The following is a 17,742-nucleotide window of genomic DNA, read 5'->3' on the forward strand; positions in this document are numbered from 1 at the left end:
AGTGCCGTGGGTGGGCCCTCGGCGTCCGGGATTCGCTTCATCCTCACCACCGGATCTGGCCAAAGGTCGTGGAGGTGCCGAGTAGGTTGGCGCCATGCCGCTCGAGACCGGTGCCGTCGCGCCCGACTTCACGCTCCCTGCCCAGGACGGTACGTCCGTCACCCTCTCGTCACTGATCGAGAAGGGTCCCGTGGTGCTCTTCTTCTACCCGGCCGCAGAGACGGCGGTGTGCACCAAGGAGGCCTGCCACTTCCGTGATCTCGCCGGCGAGTTCGAGGCGCTCGGCGCCCACCGGCTCGGGATCAGCAAGGACAGCGTGGAGAAGCAGGCCGGCTTCGCCGCCAACCACGACCTCGACTATCCGGTCCTCTCCGACCCTGCCGGGTCGGTCGCCGAGCTCTACGGCGTGAAGCCCAGCCTCCTCGGCAAGCTCGGGCCGCTGCAGCGTACGACCTTCGCCATCGGCACCGACGGACGGATCAAGACCGTCGTCGAGGCGATGCTGAAGGCCGAGATCCACGCCGACGAGGCCCTCGCCGCGCTCAGGGATGACGTGGAATGACAGCCACCATCGCCGTCACCGGGGCCACCGGCTTCGTCGGCGGTGCCGTCGCCCGTGCGCTCGGCGGCTCAGACGCCACACTCCGACTTCTCGTACGTGACACCGCCAGAGCTCCCGAGATCCCCGGAGCCGACGCGTTCGCGGTCACCTACGGTGACAGAGAGGCCGCGGTGCGGGCTCTCGACGGCGTACAGACCGTGCTCATGGTCTCGGCCGCCGAGTCGGCCGACCGCCTGGAACAGCACCTCACCTTCGTCGACGCCGCCGCCTCGGCCGGGGTCGAGCACATCGTCTACACGTCCTTCTTCGGTGCCGCGCCGGATGCCGTCTTCACGCTCGCGCGCGACCACTTCGCGACCGAGGAGCGGATCAAGGCGAGCGGGATGGGCTACACCCTGCTGCGCGACAACTTCTACCTCGACTTCCTCCCGTCGTTGGTCGGCGAGGACGGCGTCATCCGGGGTCCGGCCGGCAACGGGCGCTTCGCGGCGGTCGCACGGGCCGACGTGGCGCGCTCCGCGGTGGCGACGCTCACGGCGCCGCAGCATCACCGAGGGCTCACCTACGACCTCACCGGCCCCGAGGCGCTCACGATGAGCGAGGTCGCCGACATCCTCACCGAGCATCGTGGGAGTGAGGTGCGCTATCACGACGAGACGATCGAGGAGGCCTACGCGTCGCGTCGCCGCTGGGAGGCGCCCGACTGGCAGTACGACGCCTGGGTCTCCACCTACACTGCGATCGCCGCAGGTCAGCTCGACGGAGTCAGCAGCGCCGTAGCCACGCTCACCGGGCGCGAGCCCCTGAGCCTTCGCGACTACCTCGCCGCCGGGTAGCCGGCGGTGTCATCCCTGGTGGCGGACCAGGCTGACCGAGTCCATCGCGGTTCCGTCGACGCGGTAGACCAGATCGAAGCCTTCGCCGTCGAGGTGAGCCAGCGTCCTGTCCATGTCGGCCCGCTGGCCGCGGATGGCCTGCTCGGGGATGACCCGTCCCTGGCGTGAGGCGTTCCGCGCCAGGCATTCCTCGAGCGAGACGTCGAGGGCGATGGCGACGGTCTCGACCCCGACCTTCTCGGCCAGGTCGAGGTTGCGACGGCGGGCGCTCTGGTGGACGTTGGTCGCGTCGATGACCGCGATCCTGCCGGCCTCCAGGCGCGCCTGAGCGATGTAGCGGACGAGTTCGAAGGCCTGCGGGGTGACCGACTGATCCTCTTCGGAGTCGGCGATGAGGGCACGACAGTGGTCGCTGGAGATGACCTCGTACGGCCCGAAGACTCGCTTGGCGAAGGTCGACTTCCCCGATCCCGACGGACCGACGAGGAGGACCAGGCTGGGAGCGCCGATCGTGAGGGTGCCACCGGCAGGTACGTCGATCACGCGCCAACCGTACTGGGAGCCTCGTCGAAACCATTCACGCGTCCCTCCCGGTTCCCCTACGGTTGCGGGGTTCGAATCACGAGGAGGACGCGTTGGATTACACGCCGGTTCAGATCGGTACGTCGACCATCCTGATCGAGTCGTCGGACGACGGACCCGGTGCAGGGGTCGACTGGCTCGGCGACGAGTTCGGCACCACCGAGACCAGCAGCCGGCTCGAGGACGCCTACGGATCGCTCAAGCGCATGCTCCAGGACGTCTCGGCGGATCTCGGCAGCGCGCTCGCGGCCTCCCCGGACGGGCCGAGCACGGTCTCGCTGGAGCTCGCGTTCTCGTTCACCGGCAGCGCCGGCGTATGGGTCATCAAGTCGCAGGGTCAAGGGTCGGTGAAAGCGACGTTGACCTGGGACTTCGACCGGTCCTGATGGGTGTCGGCGAGCTGCTCGCGCAGGCGACCTGCGCCGTCCGGGCGAGCAAGGACGGACGTACGATCGGCACTGCCTGGCTGGGCACCGACGAGGGCCACCTCCTGACCGCTGGCCACGTGGTCGCACCCCTCGCGTCGCAGGGCGAGGTGTGGGTGAGGTTCCCCGATGCCGAGACCGACGAGCGCGCGACGTTCGTGATCCAGCCGGTCCACGACAAGCCCGCCGCGCTGGACTTCGCGGTGCTGAGGCTCTATCGGCCGAACGGCCGGCGGCCACTGCCGTTCACCCTCGTGACGCAGGCCGACGGGCTGGTGCGCGCGCGTGGCTACGGCGACAACCTCCGCAGCGCGCAGAGCGGCGGCACAGGCGTATTGACGCCCGCCGGGAACTACCTGCGCACCAGCAGCTCGTGGGCCTACTACTTCCAGTACGAGACGACGACCCTGGCGGTCACCGGGTTCAGCGGCGCCGCGGTCTACAGCGACCTCGCCGGCGCGGTGATCGGCATCCAGGTCGAGGCCGAGGGCGGCCGCCAGGCCTTTGCGATGCCGCTGGCCCGGATCGTCGACTACTGGGAGGACCTCGTCGGCGCCGCGGTGAGACCGACGCGCGGCCGCTGTGTCCTGCTGCAGCCGAGCACCACCACGGAGGCCCAGCGCGACATCGTCCGCGAGCGGATCCTGCGTCCGGTGCTGGAACAGCTGAACCTCGCTCTGTACGTCTCGGAGCCGTCCGGAATGAGGGGTGAGGATCTCAAGCAGCTCGAGCTCGCCGATGTCGTGATCGCCGACGTCACCGACGCCGACCCCGCCGTCGTCTACGAGCTCACCGTCGCCCAAGGTCTCGGCACTCCAGACGTCGTGATCCGGGACCGGAGCGCGGAGTCACCGGCCAGCCGGATCTTCGACGTCCTGGACCTGGACCTCGACGACGTCGATGCGTCCAGACGTACGGTCGAGCAACGGCTGCTGTCGGTGAGGTCGATCTTCGAGGCGCTGGGGGAGAACCCGACGACCAACCCGATGACCACATTCTTCAAGGCGCCACTGACCCAGATCTCGGTCGCCAACGCCCTGGCCGCGGGCTACGCGAGGAACTTCGTGCTCCCCGTCGCCAACGCATTGCTGGAGATCAGCACGGGACGCGGTCCGGGCGGCGTGACCGTCGACGGTGTCGAGCTGTCCGCCGAGCGGCTCCGGGACGTCACCGTCACGGTCGTGGTGCCGAGGCGGTTGGAGTGGTGCAGCGACGATTTCATCGATCTCGAGCTCGCTCAGACCGGGCTGGTCGTCCCCGCGACCGTGACCCACCCGGACTTCTCGCGACCACGGCCGCTGAAGTGCCTTCCGCTCGTCGACGGCGAACCGGTGCGCCTCCTCGACGTCTTCCCGACCACCCTGTCCACCGTCGCCGAGTCCATCGACGAGCGCTTCGACGTCGACCCCCACCGGCGTACGAGCGACCACTGGATGGCGCTGGAGCAGAAGGAGATCGACCGCTTCCAGAGCAAGCTCATCAAGCGCATCCGCTCCGCAGGTGACCGCCGTGTCGGCCCCCGATTCCTCCGCGACGTCATCCGCGTCTCCACCGCCGCGGCGGTGTTCCCGGACCTGAGTGGCTGACGGTCCAGGCGCTGCTCAGGGTTTGAAGACGACCCTCACCATCCCGTCGCCTTCTCCGGAAGGACTTGTACGCCTCCGGAGCCTCGCTCAGGGGGGGGGGGGGAGGTGGTGGGTGGCGAAGGAGTCGACGCCGAGTGGCAGTTCTGAACCTGTTCGCGGTGGGTACCGGTGAGGCTCACACAGCAGACCGGCCGCAGGGAGGGTGGACAACATGAAGGTGGTCGTCATCGGTGCGTCGGGGAACCTCGGCAGCGCCGCCATCCGGGCAATCACCGCGGACGGGGCCGCCAAGGTCGTCGCCGTCGCGCGCCGGGCTCCGGACGGCCCACGGACCAACGAGCATGCCTCCGTCGAATGGCGGGTGGCCGATGTGTCAACGGCCAACCTGGAGCCGGTGGTGGAGGGCGCCGACGCGGTCGTGCACCTCGCCTGGAAGTTCCAGCCGACGCACCGCCCCGAGGAGACCTGGGCCACCAACGCGGTCGGTACGCGCCGGGTCCTCGAGGCCGTGGTTCGGGCAGGTGTCCCGGCTCTCGTGTGTGCCTCGTCGGTGGCGGCCTACTCACCGGTCGGTCACAACGATCCGGTCGACGAGACCTGGGAGACCGACGGGGCCTCGTCCGCCGCGTACTGCCGGGAGAAGGCGTACGTCGAACGGGCTCTGGACGCCTTCGCCTGCAGCCACCCCGAGGTCCGTCTGGTCAGGGTCCGGCCCGCATTCGTCTTCCAGCGCTCGGCGGCCAGCGAGCAACGACGCATCTTCGGCGGCGCCCTGGCCCGGCCGGAGTTCCTGGATCGGCGGCGTATCCCGGTGGTGCCGGTGCCAGCAGGCCTGCGGTTCCAGGCCGTCCACGCCGGAGATGTCGGCCGGGCCCTGGCCACGGCAGCGACCACCGATGTGACGGGCGCGTACAACCTGGCCGGTGACGGCGTCATCGGCCGCGACGAGCTCGGCGAGCTGATGGACGCTCGAACGGTCGAGGTCCCGCCGCGTCTCGCGCGCCATGGCCTGGAGGGTGCCTGGCATGCCCGGCTCGCGCCGGTCCCCGGCAGCCTCCTGGACGCGGTCATGCAGCTGCCGCTGATGTCGACCGCCCGCGCGGAGCTGGACCTCGGTTGGCAACCGCGCCACTCGGCAATGGACGCGCTCGAGGCGGTCCTGTCCGGGATGCCGGCGAAGGCGGGCAGCGAGCTCCCGCCGTTGCGACCCTGACGTCCAGAGAAGGAGCAGCCATGAACGACGACATGTTGCACGCCTACCTGCAGCACCACTGGGCAGGGTCCAGCGCCGGGGCCGCGATGTTCGAGCGAGTCGGCCGCTCGCACTCCGACACCGACGTGGCCGCCCACGTACGACAGTTGGCGACCGAGATCAACGAGGACCGGGAGCAGCTGCGGCAGATCATCATGGCGACCGGCGCCACCCCGTCGCGCATCGCCGCCACGACGGGGCGGGCGGTGGAGTTCGCCGGCCGGTTCAAGCCGAACGGACGGCTTGTGCGGCGCTCGCCGCTCTCCGACCTGTTCGAGCTGGAGGCACTGCGTGACGCGGTGACGGCCAAGCGCGCCGGATGGCAGCTGCTGCGCGCCGCCACCGAGGACGACGCACGTGTCGACCCGCTGCAGCTGGACGAGCTCATCCGCCGCGCCGGCGACCAGATCACCCGGCTCGAGGACCTGCACCTGCGGGTGGGCCGTACGGTGATCGGCGCATGACCGTGATGCTCACGGGTTACCAGCCGACGCCGGAGAAGACCGCGGGCACGACCAAGACCAGGACCATGGCACGCAACCTCGCCCACCTCGCCGGCCTGCTGGGCCAGTCGGCCTATCCCGCCGGGGAGTGAGGTCGCCGTTAGGCGGACCGGCTCAGCTGGTCCGGCAGCACCGGGTACGCGAACGGCGCTCCGTTCGCGTAGCGCTGCAGTTCGTCGAGGGCACGCGTCGCCAACCGTTCGAGCTCGCGCCCGATCGATCCGGCGATGTGCGGTGTGAGCAGGACGTTGGGCAGGTCGTACAGCGGCGACGAGGGCGGGAGGACCTCTGGCTCGGTCACGTCGAGCACGGCGAAGATGCGACCGCTCGAGAGCTCGTCCACCAGTGCGTCGGTGTCGATCAGCGACCCGCGAGCGGTGTTGATCAAGGTGGCGCCGTCGCGGAGTCGTCGCAGGCGCCGACGGTCGATCATGTGGTGCGTCTCCGGCAGACTCGGCGCGTGCAATGAGACCGTGTCCGACAAGTCGAGGAGCTCGTCGAGGTCGACGAGCCGGGCGCCCATGACTCGCGCCTCGGGCTCGGTGACGTACGGATCCGAGACGAGGACCTCGAAGTCGAACGGCGCCAGAAGCTCCAGGACGCGCCGACCGATGCGAGAGGCGCCGACGATGCCGATCGTGCGCTGGTAGTTGCCGGCGTCGGGGAACTCGGCTGTCCAATGGACCGGGCTTCGCAGCTCCCGGTACGTCTGGGCCATCTCGAGCACGCGCTTCTGGGCGAACAGGATCGCGGCCAGGGTGTATTCGGCGACGGGCATGGCATTGGCCTCCGTGGCCGAGGAGACGGTGATCCCGCGCTCCCAGCACGCGGCAGAGACGATCTCCTTCACCGTCCCCGCCGTGTGGACGACCGCACGCAGGTCGGGCGCCCGCAACAGCACGCTCTCCTCGATGGGTGGACAGCCCCAGCCGGTGATCAGCACCTCCACGTCGCTCAGATCCGCGCAGGAGAAGTCGTCGACGACCAGGTCAGGATCGACGTCGACGAGTCGGGTGAGACGATCGAGGAGCTCAGGCGTTGAGAACACGTCCGCTCTGACGGTCTGGCTCATGGCGAGTACGCCACGCGGTCGCCGCGAGAGCTGGCTCGCTTGCTGAGCGTTGGAGAGTGCGGTCATTTCACGGCTCCCGAGGTGAGACCCGAGCGCCAGAAGCGCTGCAGGGCGAGGAAGAGTACGGCGAGGGGGAGGACAGCCACCATGGAACCGGTGATCGCCAGCAGGTAGTCGTCCGGGTGGCCTTGGCTGAGGGCCGTCGAGTTCCACACGTACAACCCGAGGTTGACGGGGTAGAGCTTCGCGTCGGAGAGCATCACCAAAGGCATGAAGAAGCTGTTCCAGATGGCAGTGAACTGGAACAACACGATCGTCACGAAGCCGGGACTCATCATGGGCAGGGCGATGGACCGGAAGATGCGGGCCTCGCCGGCACCGTCCATCCTGGCCGCCTCGATGACCTCGTCGGGGACGTACGCCGTGCTGAAGATTCGTGCGAGATAGACGCCGAACGGGAAGACCAGCCCAGGTAGGAACACGCCCCAGAAGGTGTTGACCAACCCCACTTTCGAGGCAAGGAGGTAGGTCGGGAGCGCGATCGCAGTGCTCGGGATCATCACCCCGAGCAGGACGAAGCCGAAGAACTTCTCCTTGGCGGGAAAGGCGAACTTGTCGAACGCGTAGCCGGCCATCACGCTCAGGAGGGCAGCGAGGATCGCCCCGATGCCGGCATAGAGCAGGCTGTTGACGAGCCACCGGACGTAGATGCCGTTGTCCGCGGTGAACAGGTACTCGAGGTTCTGCCAGAGGCTGAACCGCGCACCCGGAGCGAACCCGTTCGTGCTGAAGAGGTCACGCAGGTCCTTGGTCGAGGCCATCAAGAGCCAGACCAGCGGCAGGACGGTGTAGGCCACCGCGACCACCAGGATGAGATTCGCCGCTGCACCCGACAGAAGGAGCTGGGTGGCCCGGCCGTCGCGGCCGCGGCCCTGACGGCTGGGCGATCGTTGCCGGCGCGTGGCCAGAGGCGAGGACACGTCGTCGGCGGGGCCGCTCCGGCGAGCGGGCGCGGCAGTGGGGGCCGTCATGATGCACTCCTTCGAGAGGCGATCCGCATCACGAGGAAGGACATGCTCGCTGCCGCCGCCGCGATGAGAATGGAGGCCGCAGCTGCGAGCCCGTAGTCGTTCTGGGAGAAGGCGGCGTCCTGCGCGAACAGGTTGGGAGTCCAGGCGTTGGTGATCGTCGTCGAGACGGGGGCCAGGATCTTCGGTTCGGTGAAGAGCTGGACGCTGCCGATGATGGTGAACAGGGTGGCCATGATGACCGCCGGCATGATGAGTGGGGTCTTGATCCTGAATGCCTGCTGTACGCGGCTTGCGCCGTCGACTCGGGCCGCCTCGAGGACCTCGCGCGGCACAGCCTGCAGTGCGGCGTAGAAGATGACGACGTTGTAGCCGATCCACTGCCAGGCGGCGATGTTGACCACCGAGAGCAGCGGACTGGAGCTCGCGATGTTCGCCTCACCATGGGAGTCGCCCAGCCAGGCCGCCACCGGGCTGAGGCTCGGCGTGTAGAGGTAGAGCCAGATCAGGCTTGCGATGAGGCCGGGCACCGCGTGCGGCAGGAAGAGCGCCATCTGGAAGAAGCGCCGGGCCACGGCCAAGCCGGAGTCGAGCAGCAGCGAGATGACCAGGGCGGCGCCGATCATGATCGGGACGTAGACGGCGATGTAGGCGACGATCGTCACGAATCCACCTCGGAACGTCGAGTCTCCCAACGCCTTGGTGTAGTTGCCGAGGCCGACGAAGAGGCGCTCCGTCCCGCCGAACCCGAGACCCGAGGACCGCTCGCTGAAGAGGCTCAGCCACGTGGAGTACGCCAGTGGAGCGATCGTCGTGGCCACGAAGAGCAGGAGGAACGGTGCCAGGAACAGTGCTGCGCTTCGACGCTGGTTACGTGCCGCTGGGCTGGTCATCTCGCGCTCCCTTCTCGATGGTTGGTTGCCGCCCGGTCATCTCGCAGGTTCACTCGGTGACGTCGAGTCCGCGGCCCCGCATCGCCTCGACGGTGGCCCGCTGGGCGTCGTCGGTGATGTCGGCGAGCTCTGCTGATCCATCGACGACCTTCCCGAGGTCACCTGCGAAGACCTGGTCGGTGGCGGCCATAGTCGGGCCCCAGGCCCAACCTGACCGGACGGAGTCGTAGGAGGCGCTGTCGACGGCGAAGATGTCCTGACCACCGAAGTAGTCGGTCACGAAGCCGTCCTTGGCGACGGGAACCAGCTCCGGGTCGGCCGGATACATGCTGCTCGTGCCGTCGGCGTACCACGCGGCGATGCCTTCGGGGTCGGTGGTGATCCACTCGATGAACTCCGCTGCAGCCTCTGCGTTCTCGGCGCCCTTGGGCACGATGAAGGACGAACCGCCCCACATGGCCGAGGTCGGCTGGCCGTCCCAGCTCGGCAGCTCGGCGACGGCCCACTTGCCCTTCTGGTCCGGAACGGTCGCCTGCAGGCCGCCGGCGCACCACGAGGCACAGACGTAGCCGACGAGGTCGCCCTGCTGGACGCTGCGGTAGAGCTCGTCGGTGAAGCTCGGGAACGGAGCCACCAGGTCGTTGCGGACCAGGCGCTGCCAGTACTCGGCGACCCGCTTGGTGGGCTCGTCGTTGATCCCGACCTGCCAGCTGTCGTCCTCGGTATCGAACCACGAGGCGCCGGCCTGCCAGGACAGCGCGGAGAACATGTTCGAGTCTGCCGTCAGGTACATCCCGGCGTACTTCTTCTTGTCGATCGCCTTGACCTTCTCGGCGAGCGCCTCGTACTCCGCCCAGGTCTTCGGGACCTCGAGACCGTGCTGGTCGAAGAAGTCCTTGCGGTAGAAGTAGAGCATCGGGGCGGCATCGCGGGGCACGCCCCAGGTGCGACCGCCCAGCTCGACGAGCTCGCGTGTCGCCTCGGGGAAGTTGTCCGCCACCACGTCACCGGACAGCTCGCTCAGATCTTCGGCACCCTCGAGGCTGACGATCTCGGGGAGACGGATGTACTCGGCCACCGCGACGTCAGGTACGTCGCCGGAGGAGACCGCGTTGGAGAGCTTGGTGTAGTACTCGGCGCCGCCGGCCTGGGTCTCGAACGTGACCGTGATGCCGGGGTGAGACTTGTTGAACGCCTCGGCCACCGCGTCCGAACCCTTGAGGAAGGACCAGAAGGTGACCTCGGTGCTGCTCGTGGCCTGGTCGCCGTCGGAGCCGGACGACCCGCATGCCGCCACGAACGGGAGAGTGAGTGCTGCCAGCAGTACCGCGGAAATGCGCCTGATGTTCATGGGGGCGCTCCTAAAGATGAGATGATGTTGAATGACATCGTACGATATTATTGAAGGGTGTCAAGAGTCACTTGTGACCCATGACACCCAAATGCAGCGCTGAGTGATATCATCTTTGCCATGGAAGGAACCGAGCAGATGCGTGCGGACGAGCGACAGGCAGCGATCGTCTCGGCGGTGAACGAGCGCGGATCGATCTCGATCCGTGAGTTCGCCGAGGAGATCGGCGTCGCGGCGGTGACGCTGCGCGTGGACGTGCGGGAACTGGCCCGCCGAGGGCTGATTCGGCGCGTCCACGGAGGAGCGACGCGGGCGAGCGCCCCGGACCACGGTGCCGCCCCGGCCAACTCGGACGGAAGTTCGGTGGTCGCCTCGGGTGTGGTCACCGCTCGCACCGGCGACGCGACGTTCACGCTGGGAATGGTCGTTCCCCACGCGTCGTACTACTACCCGGCGGTAGTGGAAGGCGCGAAGGCCGCGGCAGACGAGCTGGGTGCACGGCTGCTGCTCGCCGTCTCCCGAAACACCGTCAACGAGGAACGCGCTCAGGTCGCCCAGCTGCTCCGTTCAGGGGTCGACGGACTCATCCTGACCACGATCGCGGATCCGGGCACGTCGCAGGAGACCCGGGACTGGCTCGCCGGCATTCCGGTGCCAGTCGTGCTCGCCGAGCGACGCATCGGTCTCGAGACCGATGCCGTCGAGCACGTCGCCACCGATCATGAGCACGGGGCCTACCTGGCGGTTCGCCACCTGGCCGAGCAGGGTCGTCGTCGCATCGGTCTCGTCAGCCTGGACACCAGGACTGCGCCGAGACTCCGTCAGGGATATGAGGCCGCTCTGGACGCACTCGGTCTGCGCGCCACGTCGCCGGACGTGGGCGAGGTGCTGCAGGAGCGAGACGAGCGCGCCTTCGACGAGGCCTGCGAGAAGCTCGCCGCGGACGTCAGGGCGGGCAGCGTCGACGCGGTCATCATCCACAACGACTCGTTGGCGATCCCGATGGTGAGCCGGCTGCGTGCCGACGGCATCAAGGTGCCGCAAGACCTGGCGATCATGGCGTACGACGACGAGCTTGCCAGTCTCGCGGACCCGCCCCTGTCGGCCGTTGCCCCTCCGCGCGCGGCGGTGGGTGCCGAGGCCGTCACCCTGCTCGTCCAGCGACTTGCCGATCCGGCGCGGCCGCAGCACTACCTCATGCTGCGGGGGGAGCTGCGCGTCCGGCTCTCGTGCGGCAGCGAAGCCGAGGTGGGGGCACGAGAGCCGGACGCAGATCTGGTGATCAGCTGACCGTCGCGCCTGGCCCGTCCAGCACGCGTACGTCATCGTGGTAGATCACCCGCGTCGGCACGTCGCCGTCTTCCAGTGACGTCGCGGCGCGGTAGAGACCCCACTTGATGTAGCCGAAGTCGGCGGGATTCGCCGGCTGCCAGGTCACCAGGTCGTTCAGCTCGAGAACCTTGCGGTAGGTCGACTGGCCAGGCAGCCTGGTCCACACGCGGTAGTAGCCGGTGGCGTCAGCTGCCCAGCCGACGTCGATCCGGAAGTCCAGCCACTGTCCGATGTGGGGGCGGTAGTCCGCGACCAAGGCGTACTGCAGGTTCGGCACCGGTGACCTGAACGCGATCTCGTTGCGCTTGGTCATGATCAGCCATGACGGCTGGTTCGCGTTGGCGGGCTTTGCCTGGAAGATGATCTCGCCGTTGGCGGACTCGCCCTCGCTCCAGTCCTCCCAGCCGGTGGGCAGCTTGGTGCTGAACTCGTAGCGATCGGTGTCGCCCGGCCTGAAGCGTGACGCCTCATGCAGGTCGGTCGCACTCTCGCTGCGATACGCGCCGTTCGAGAAGTAGCCAGGGTCGCCCAAGGTCACCTTGTGCGCCACTGCGTGCGTTGATCCGTGGGCGCCGCCCTGGACGACGTACGACGCATCCGCGGCCGGGGCATGCGTGGTCGTCAGGTCCTCGATCCCCGAGTCCGTCGTGCCCGACTCGTAGTCGACGTCCAGCTGGGCGCTCGTGCACGTCCGGTGCCCGGATCCGGGCGCGAGCGCTGGTGCGGCCTGGGCCATCTGAGGCGCGATCGTCGGCAGAGCCGCCGCTGCGAGCAGCGCGATGGTCGAGATGGGGAGTCTGGCGGGCATCGTCGTGGCCATTGCGATCAGCCCCTGGCGATGTCGTTGATCCGAACTAGGTTTCGTTCGCGCAACGTGTAGAGGAAGCCCTGCTCGTCCTTGACGATGTGGGAGCCGCTGTACCAGCCGCCCTTCGTGTCCGCGAGCACGACCGACACGGCGAAGGTCTTGGGATCGAAGCAGAAGACGTTGGTCTCCGAGGCGGCATAGACGACGCCCCGGTTGGTGACCAGGGCCATGAACCCGGTGCCCACCGTACGGATGTCGGCGGTGTGCACGATCTTCTGCGTGGTCACATCGATGACGAAGAGACCGCCCTTGCGGGTGAGCCCGTAGAGATGCTTTCCCCTCGTCGCGAGCGCCGAGACGCTCGCGCCCGGCAGGGGCGCCTGGCGCCACAGCTCCTCGCCCGTCACCGGGTTGAGGGCGACCACGGTTCCGGGGCCGGTGGTTCCCTGGAGGCTGCCACCGACGTAGGCCACACCCTCGCGAGTCGCGACGGCGCGGAGGTACTGCTGTGCGTCGATCGGGTTGATGCGGCACGTCGTCTCGTGGGTCCGGGGGTCGTACGTCCACAGCGATCCACCGCCCTCCGTGTCCGCCTGGGCGGCCACGAGCACCAGCTTGTTGACGTCGTCCCAGCAGACGTCCTGTGGCCGGTTCTGCTCGCCGGGGAAGGTGGCCACCTGCTTGATCGACTCACCCGAGCTGGGGTCGTGGGCCCAGATCCCCTGTGAGTTGTACTGGCCCGTGTAGAGGGTGCCACCCACGATCACGGCGTCCTTGGCCTCGCCCGGTGCCTGGAGGTTGAGGACCGAACGGTCGCGGAATGCGTGGCGCGCGATGACGCCGTTGCCGCCCGCATAGACATACCCGGCGCCGGCCGCGATGCTCATCACGACCTGGGCTCCCGCCGGCGCGCCGGCCTCGGTGAGGTCGGTCTGGGTGGACGCCCCGGTGGCCGGATCGATGCTCGCGACGAAGCCATAGCCCGAGGTCACCAGGAGGCCGCCCTGGTAGCGCGCCACGCCCCAGATCTCGCCGAGCGACGGGCCGGTGAGCGTGATCTGCTCGACGGAGCCGGCTTCGCGGGAGTAGCGGCAGATGCCGGCCTCGTTGGCGAAGTACACGCCCTCGCCGAGGGTCGAGAAGTTCTTGGCCGTCTTGCCGATCGACGTCGCGATGTCGTACGAGGTCAGGTCGTCGAGGTCCATCGAGGCGACCTTTGCTGCCTCCGTCGAGGCCGCGGACCCGACCAGCAGCCGGCCGCCGGCCACCGCGAGGTCGCGGATGCTCGGGTCGGGCAGCATCTCGGCCGGGGTGATCTGGGTGAAGCTCTTGGCGGCGCGGTCGTAGGCGTAGAGGCAGGCTCGGCTCACGTTTCCGCCGCCACCGAGGGTGCTCCCGGCGCCGAAGAAGACCGTCGTCTCGGTCGCGGCCACCGCGCGGGCCAAGGTGGCCTTGGCGTCAGGGACGCCGAGGTTGACGACTTGGCCGGTGGCGGGGTCGTACTCCCACAAGGCGGGAGCCGTGCCGCTGCCGCCGCCCACGGCGTACAGCCGGCCGTCGGGGGAGACGCTGAGGTGTCGGACATCGCGGTCGCCGATGCGACCGATCGCCTGGGCCGGCGTCTCCGGGGTGGTCAGGTCCCACCGGTAGAGGTTGGGCTGCGGACCGGTCGACGACTGCAGGACACCGGCGTAGAGGTAGCGGCCGCTCGGGTCGGCGGCCATCGTCTGGATGCTGTGCCCCGTGCCGAGCACGCTGCTGCGGGTCACCCGCCCGGTCGGTACGTGCAGACCGATGATCTTGACCGGGTCGAGGTTGCGGGAGCCGATGTAGAGCGTCTCTCCGACCAGGGTCGCGCTCATCAGCGAGAACTGGACGACCGCCGGTCCCAGATCGGTGACCTGCGGCTCGTTGAGAGGTGCCGCGCTCGCGCTGCTCCGATTGCTTGCGACGGCGGCTGCGGCAAGGCTGGCCGCGCCGATCTGGATGACGCTGCGCCGGCTGAACTGGATGGGGGACATGATGTGCTCCTCGGGGAGTGATCGACCAAGCGATATCATCGCGTGTGATTGATATCACCCGACAGTAATTGGTATCGTTCCCGTTGTGAAGGGGCGCTGCGCCATTTCCTGGACTGAAGGTGGTCGATGAGCGTGTCGAGTCAACGCGTGCTGGTGCTGTCGGGCCGAGGGCGGTACGCCGATCCGTGGCACGACCACGCCGCGACCTCGCACGAGGTGGCGACGCTCGTGGCGGACCTGGTCGGCGAGGTCGAGGTACGCAGCAGCTTTCCGTCCGCGCTTGCCGACGTGGAGGACTTCTCGCTGGTGATCGTGAACTGCGGCCGTGGGCGTCCTGACCCGGCGTACGACGGTGACGACGAGGCCTGGGCTGCCCACCATTCCTTTTTGCACCGCTACGCCGACGCAGGCGGACCGATCCTCGGCCTGCACCAGTCGGCCAACACGTTCGCGGACAGCCCCTACTGGGCAGACTTGCTGGGCGCCAGATGGGTCCCGGGTGTTTCCAGCCATCCGCCGTTCGGGGACAGCGTCTTCGACGTGGTCGAGAACCACCCGATCACGACCGGACTCGATGTGGTCCTGGCGCGCGACGAGCGCTACTGCGACGTCGAGCGGGCGGACGGGTCAACGATCCTCCTCGCGCACGAGGAGAGCGGTGTCCGGCACCCCGCCGCCTGGCTGCGCGACAACGGTCGACGTCGGTCCGTGTATGACTCGTTGGGCCACGACGTCGAGTCCTACCGCTCACCGTCGCGGCGCCTCCTGCTTCGGCGAGAGGTCATGTGGCTGCTCGGACGGGCCATCGAGTAGGCGGCCGGTGGTTCTGCCTATCGGCTCGTCCGGCAGGGGCCGGAAGAGCCGACTCGGCGAGGTCTCTCAGCGGACCGAACGAATCGCGTTCTCGATGAGGGCGAGGGTCTCGCGCGGGTGTGACTGGTGTGCCACGTGCGACGACCTCACCCTCACGATCTTGGCACTTGCCCGCTTCGCCATGAACTCCTGCGCCGCCGGCGGGATGGTCTTGTCAGCCGTTGCCAGGAGATACCAGGAAGGAATGGTCTTCCACGCGGGCTCCCCGGACGGTTCGGTGAACGCCGCCAGTGAGAACGGACGCTGGGAGGCCTGCATCACCCGGGTGGTGCTGCGGGGGAGGTCGCCGGCAAAGGCGTCGTGGAAGATGCCTGCCTTCAGGTAGAGATCGACACCGACGTCTCCACCGGGCAGCGGGTAGGGACGGGGGTCCAGTGCGTCCTCGGTGACCATGGTGCCGGGAAACTGCTGGACGAGCTGGGCGACCGGCTCGTGGGCGTCGGGGACGAACGCTGCGATGTAGACGAGGGCTTTGACGTTCGGCAGACCGGTTGCCGCGTTGCTGATGACGGCGCCGCCGTAGGAATGACCGACGAGGACTATCGGACCCGGGATCGTCTCGAGGATGCTGCGCAGGTACGCCGCGTCGGTGGAGAGTCCCCGCAGCGGGTTCGCCGGTGCGATGACCGGGTAGCCCTTGCCCACGAGTTCGCCGACCTCATCCTGCCAACCGGAGGCGTCGGCCCAGGCACCGTGGACCATGACGATCGTGGGCTTGGCCCCCACGTTCGAGCCGTGCTGGCCTGTCTTGGAGAGTGTATGGCCGGTCGCCGAGGCGCCGGTGCTCGTCGTTGCGAGCATCGAGCCCGTGACGACGAGAGCCAGCAGCATCGCCACGAGGGCGTAGCTGCGGCGGAGAGTGATCTTCATTGTTCGGGTGTTCCCTTCGGTGTTGGTGCGATGTGTGCGGCCCGGTCCCTACAGGTCGACCGTCTTGGCGGCACGTCGGATCAGGTCGGCGACAGCTTCGGGTTGCGAGACGTAGACGGAGTGGCTGGCTGTGACTGTCTCGACGGAGGCTCCAGCCCGCGCGGCCATACCCTCCTGAGCGGCCGGAGGGATCATCCGGTCCTCGGCGGCGACGACGTACCAGCTGGGCTTGGATCGCCAGGCAGGTTCGGTGACCCCGCCGCTGAAGGCGGCACCGCCCCATGCGGTCTGGGAGTCGGCCATGAAACGCGCCTGGCTGGCGGGCAGGTCGGCAGCGAACGCGTTGTGGAAGCGGTCACGTTCGAGGACGAGCGATCCGTCCTTGCGGGGAACGATGGGCGGCGCCGGCGCGTCCGGGTCAGGCTCGGCGAGCATGGATGCGACGGACTCACCTGCGTCGGGCGCGAATGCCGCGACGTAGACCAGACCGGCGACCTGCGAGTGTGTTCCCGCCTCTGTGATCACGACGCCGCCGTACGAGTGACCCACGAGCAGCACGAGCCCGTCCTGGGCCTCGATGACCTGCTGCACCTCGGTCACGTCCTCCGCCAGGGACCGGGTCGAGTGTTGGGTGATCAGGACCTCGAGACCCTCGCGCGTGAGGATGTCGTGGACAGGCTGCCATCCGGATCCGTCGACGAACGCGCCGTGGACGAGGATGACGGTCGGGTTGTTGCTGTTCATCTGTTCTCCTTGATGTCGGAATGTGCGAGAGGTCGATGCTCGGTCGCCGCGACCAGGTCGGGTTCCAGCGCGCGCGGATGCCTGCTCGCGCGGCGAGCGGGCGGCGCGCCTTCACGGCCTGTCCTCGGCGACAGAAGTGGGGGTTTGGTGAGGTGTCGTTGGACGACGCGGTTCAGGATGGCCCAGGTGGCTCGACGGCTGAGGATGGAGCAGTTGCTCAGCGAACTGAGAACCGAGCAGTTGCTCTGTCGGCTGAGGATGGAGCAGTTGCTCCGAGAGCTCAGCATCGACATCGACGACACCCACGATCCGATGGACCCGACGGACAGTACGGCGCCGATGGATCCGACTGAGGCGATCGAGCCGATCCTGCCGACCGACGCGATGGATCCTTTCGAGCAGATCGACAGGAACGAGTCCTCTGAGCGATACGACAGCATGTTCGGATCCTCAGGCCGTCGCGGACATGGAGGCGGTCAGCGGTTGCGGTGGGGCCACGCGAGGCACCGTGACCGCGAAGAGCAGCAGACCCGCCGCGGTGAGCGCCAGACCGGCCCAAGCGGTCGAAAGTGGACCCCATCCGGCGTTGAGGACGAGGGCGCCGCCGATCGCGCCGAGCGCATTGGCGAGATTGAGGGACGCTAGGTTCACCGCTCCCATCAGCGTCGGAGCCTCAGGTGCGTACCGGGTCAGGAGGACCTGGATGGTCGGGATCGCCATCATCGTCGAAGCACCGACTCCGAGCAGGCAGGGCAGCAGGACGCCGAGGTTCTCGCCTCCGACCGCGATGATGGCCAAGAAGACCAGCACGACGGCATAGCCCAGGATCAGGCCTCGATACTCAAATCGGTCGGCGAGGTGGCCACCGACCCAGTTGCCCAGCGCCATCCCGACTCCGAAGACCGCCAGGGCGACCGGGATCCAGGCTTCGTCTACCGCGACGGCGTCGGTGATGTACGGGCCGATGAAGGTGTAGACGGCGAAGATGCTCGAGATCCCCAGCG

General features: G+C 68.2%; 20 protein-coding genes. 9 read left to right on the forward strand and 11 right to left on the reverse strand.

The genetic code is table 11. The features are described 5' to 3' along the window. Nucleotides 1-94: 94 nt before the first annotated feature. Entirely contained in the window at nucleotides 95-562 is a 468-nt protein-coding gene (locus ABZU72_RS16100) for a peroxiredoxin (protein ID WP_355019840.1), read from the forward strand. After that, nucleotides 559-1,398: an SDR family oxidoreductase gene (locus ABZU72_RS16105; protein WP_355019841.1), complete on the forward strand. Its 840-nt coding sequence runs from the start codon at nucleotides 559-561 to the stop codon at nucleotides 1,396-1,398. The genes ABZU72_RS16100 and ABZU72_RS16105 overlap by 4 nt, the downstream gene beginning before the upstream one ends. Nucleotides 1,399-1,407: 9 nt before the next feature. Here ABZU72_RS16105 and ABZU72_RS16110 read toward each other — a convergent pair whose 3' ends face one another. Beyond that, entirely contained in the window at nucleotides 1,408-1,941 is a 534-nt protein-coding gene (locus tag ABZU72_RS16110) for an AAA family ATPase (RefSeq protein ID WP_355019842.1), read from the reverse strand. A gap of 92 nt (nucleotides 1,942-2,033) precedes the next feature. Here ABZU72_RS16110 and ABZU72_RS16115 point away from each other — a divergent pair, with 92 nt between their 5' ends. From ABZU72_RS16115 to ABZU72_RS16135, 5 genes are all read left to right on the forward strand, one after another. Then, a complete protein-coding gene (locus ABZU72_RS16115) occupies nucleotides 2,034-2,366 on the forward strand; it encodes a CU044_2847 family protein (RefSeq protein ID WP_355019843.1) in 333 nt (110 codons plus the stop codon). Then, nucleotides 2,366-3,991 carry an STING domain-containing protein gene (locus tag ABZU72_RS16120; protein ID WP_355019844.1) on the forward strand — a complete coding sequence of 542 codons (1,626 nt, stop codon included), beginning with the start codon at nucleotides 2,366-2,368 and terminating at the stop codon, nucleotides 3,989-3,991. The genes ABZU72_RS16115 and ABZU72_RS16120 overlap by 1 nt, the downstream gene beginning before the upstream one ends. A 211-nt stretch (nucleotides 3,992-4,202) precedes the next feature. Continuing rightward, nucleotides 4,203-5,204: an NAD-dependent epimerase/dehydratase family protein gene (locus tag ABZU72_RS16125; protein ID WP_355019845.1), complete on the forward strand. Its 1,002-nt coding sequence runs from the start codon at nucleotides 4,203-4,205 to the stop codon at nucleotides 5,202-5,204. A 20-nt stretch (nucleotides 5,205-5,224) separates the two neighbouring features. Then, nucleotides 5,225-5,707: a hypothetical protein gene (locus ABZU72_RS16130; RefSeq protein WP_355019846.1), complete on the forward strand. Its 483-nt coding sequence runs from the start codon at nucleotides 5,225-5,227 to the stop codon at nucleotides 5,705-5,707. Continuing rightward, nucleotides 5,704-5,838: a hypothetical protein gene (locus ABZU72_RS16135; protein ID WP_355019847.1), complete on the forward strand. Its 135-nt coding sequence runs from the start codon at nucleotides 5,704-5,706 to the stop codon at nucleotides 5,836-5,838. The genes ABZU72_RS16130 and ABZU72_RS16135 overlap by 4 nt, the downstream gene beginning before the upstream one ends. Nucleotides 5,839-5,846: 8 nt before the next feature. Here ABZU72_RS16135 and ABZU72_RS16140 read toward each other — a convergent pair whose 3' ends face one another. The 4 genes from ABZU72_RS16140 to ABZU72_RS16155 are packed head-to-tail and all read right to left on the reverse strand — an operon-like array spanning nucleotide 5,847 to nucleotide 10,090. Next, the gene (locus ABZU72_RS16140) at nucleotides 5,847-6,884 is read right to left on the reverse strand and encodes a hydroxyacid dehydrogenase (protein WP_355019848.1); all 1,038 of its coding nucleotides are present in this window, start codon (nucleotides 6,882-6,884) and stop codon (nucleotides 5,847-5,849) included. Beyond that, nucleotides 6,881-7,849 carry a carbohydrate ABC transporter permease gene (locus ABZU72_RS16145; RefSeq protein ID WP_355019849.1) on the reverse strand — a complete coding sequence of 323 codons (969 nt, stop codon included), beginning with the start codon at nucleotides 7,847-7,849 and terminating at the stop codon, nucleotides 6,881-6,883. The genes ABZU72_RS16140 and ABZU72_RS16145 overlap by 4 nt, the downstream gene beginning before the upstream one ends. Further along, on the reverse strand, nucleotides 7,846-8,739 hold the full coding sequence (locus ABZU72_RS16150; protein ID WP_355019850.1) for a sugar ABC transporter permease: 894 nt from the start codon (nucleotides 8,737-8,739) through the stop codon (nucleotides 7,846-7,848). The genes ABZU72_RS16145 and ABZU72_RS16150 overlap by 4 nt, the downstream gene beginning before the upstream one ends. A 49-nt stretch (nucleotides 8,740-8,788) precedes the next feature. Beyond that, nucleotides 8,789-10,090: an extracellular solute-binding protein gene (locus tag ABZU72_RS16155; RefSeq protein ID WP_355019851.1), complete on the reverse strand. Its 1,302-nt coding sequence runs from the start codon at nucleotides 10,088-10,090 to the stop codon at nucleotides 8,789-8,791. Nucleotides 10,091-10,210: 120 nt separating this feature from the next. On the opposite strand from ABZU72_RS16155, the gene ABZU72_RS16160 reads away from it, so the two are divergent. Further along, entirely contained in the window at nucleotides 10,211-11,380 is a 1,170-nt protein-coding gene (locus ABZU72_RS16160; RefSeq protein ID WP_355019852.1) for a substrate-binding domain-containing protein, read from the forward strand. On the opposite strand, the gene ABZU72_RS16165 is transcribed toward ABZU72_RS16160, so the two are convergent. Then, complete coding sequence (locus ABZU72_RS16165; RefSeq protein ID WP_355019853.1) at nucleotides 11,373-12,230, reverse strand: heparin lyase I family protein; 858 nt, start codon at nucleotides 12,228-12,230, stop codon at nucleotides 11,373-11,375. The two genes, ABZU72_RS16160 and ABZU72_RS16165, sit on opposite strands and share 8 nt — an antisense overlap. Before the next feature lie 17 nt (nucleotides 12,231-12,247). After that, nucleotides 12,248-14,251 carry a PQQ-binding-like beta-propeller repeat protein gene (locus tag ABZU72_RS16170; RefSeq protein WP_355019854.1) on the reverse strand — a complete coding sequence of 668 codons (2,004 nt, stop codon included), beginning with the start codon at nucleotides 14,249-14,251 and terminating at the stop codon, nucleotides 12,248-12,250. A gap of 126 nt (nucleotides 14,252-14,377) precedes the next feature. On the opposite strand from ABZU72_RS16170, the gene ABZU72_RS16175 reads away from it, so the two are divergent. Next, nucleotides 14,378-15,064 (forward strand): ThuA domain-containing protein, encoded by a 687-nt coding sequence (locus ABZU72_RS16175; protein WP_355019855.1) that lies wholly within the window; start codon nucleotides 14,378-14,380, stop codon nucleotides 15,062-15,064. A 66-nt stretch (nucleotides 15,065-15,130) separates the two neighbouring features. Here the strand turns inward: ABZU72_RS16175 and ABZU72_RS16180 are convergent, their stop codons facing one another. From ABZU72_RS16180 to ABZU72_RS16195, 4 genes are all read right to left on the reverse strand, one after another. Continuing rightward, nucleotides 15,131-15,994, reverse strand: coding sequence for an alpha/beta hydrolase (locus ABZU72_RS16180; RefSeq protein ID WP_355019856.1), 864 nt, complete (start codon nucleotides 15,992-15,994; stop codon nucleotides 15,131-15,133). A 48-nt stretch (nucleotides 15,995-16,042) separates the two neighbouring features. After that, nucleotides 16,043-16,738 (reverse strand): alpha/beta hydrolase, encoded by a 696-nt coding sequence (locus tag ABZU72_RS16185; protein ID WP_355019857.1) that lies wholly within the window; start codon nucleotides 16,736-16,738, stop codon nucleotides 16,043-16,045. Further along, nucleotides 16,735-17,178, reverse strand: a complete 444-nt coding sequence (locus tag ABZU72_RS16190) for a hypothetical protein (protein WP_355019858.1) — start codon at nucleotides 17,176-17,178, stop codon at nucleotides 16,735-16,737. Before ABZU72_RS16190 ends, ABZU72_RS16185 begins: the two co-directional genes overlap by 4 nt. A 10-nt stretch (nucleotides 17,179-17,188) precedes the next feature. Next, on the reverse strand, nucleotides 17,189-17,742 hold a 554-nt coding region (locus ABZU72_RS16195), incomplete at its 5' end, for an MFS transporter (protein WP_355019859.1).

This window comes from Nocardioides sp. NPDC004968, from assembly GCF_040608935.1.
GTDB lineage: Bacteria > Actinomycetota > Actinomycetes > Propionibacteriales > Nocardioidaceae > Nocardioides.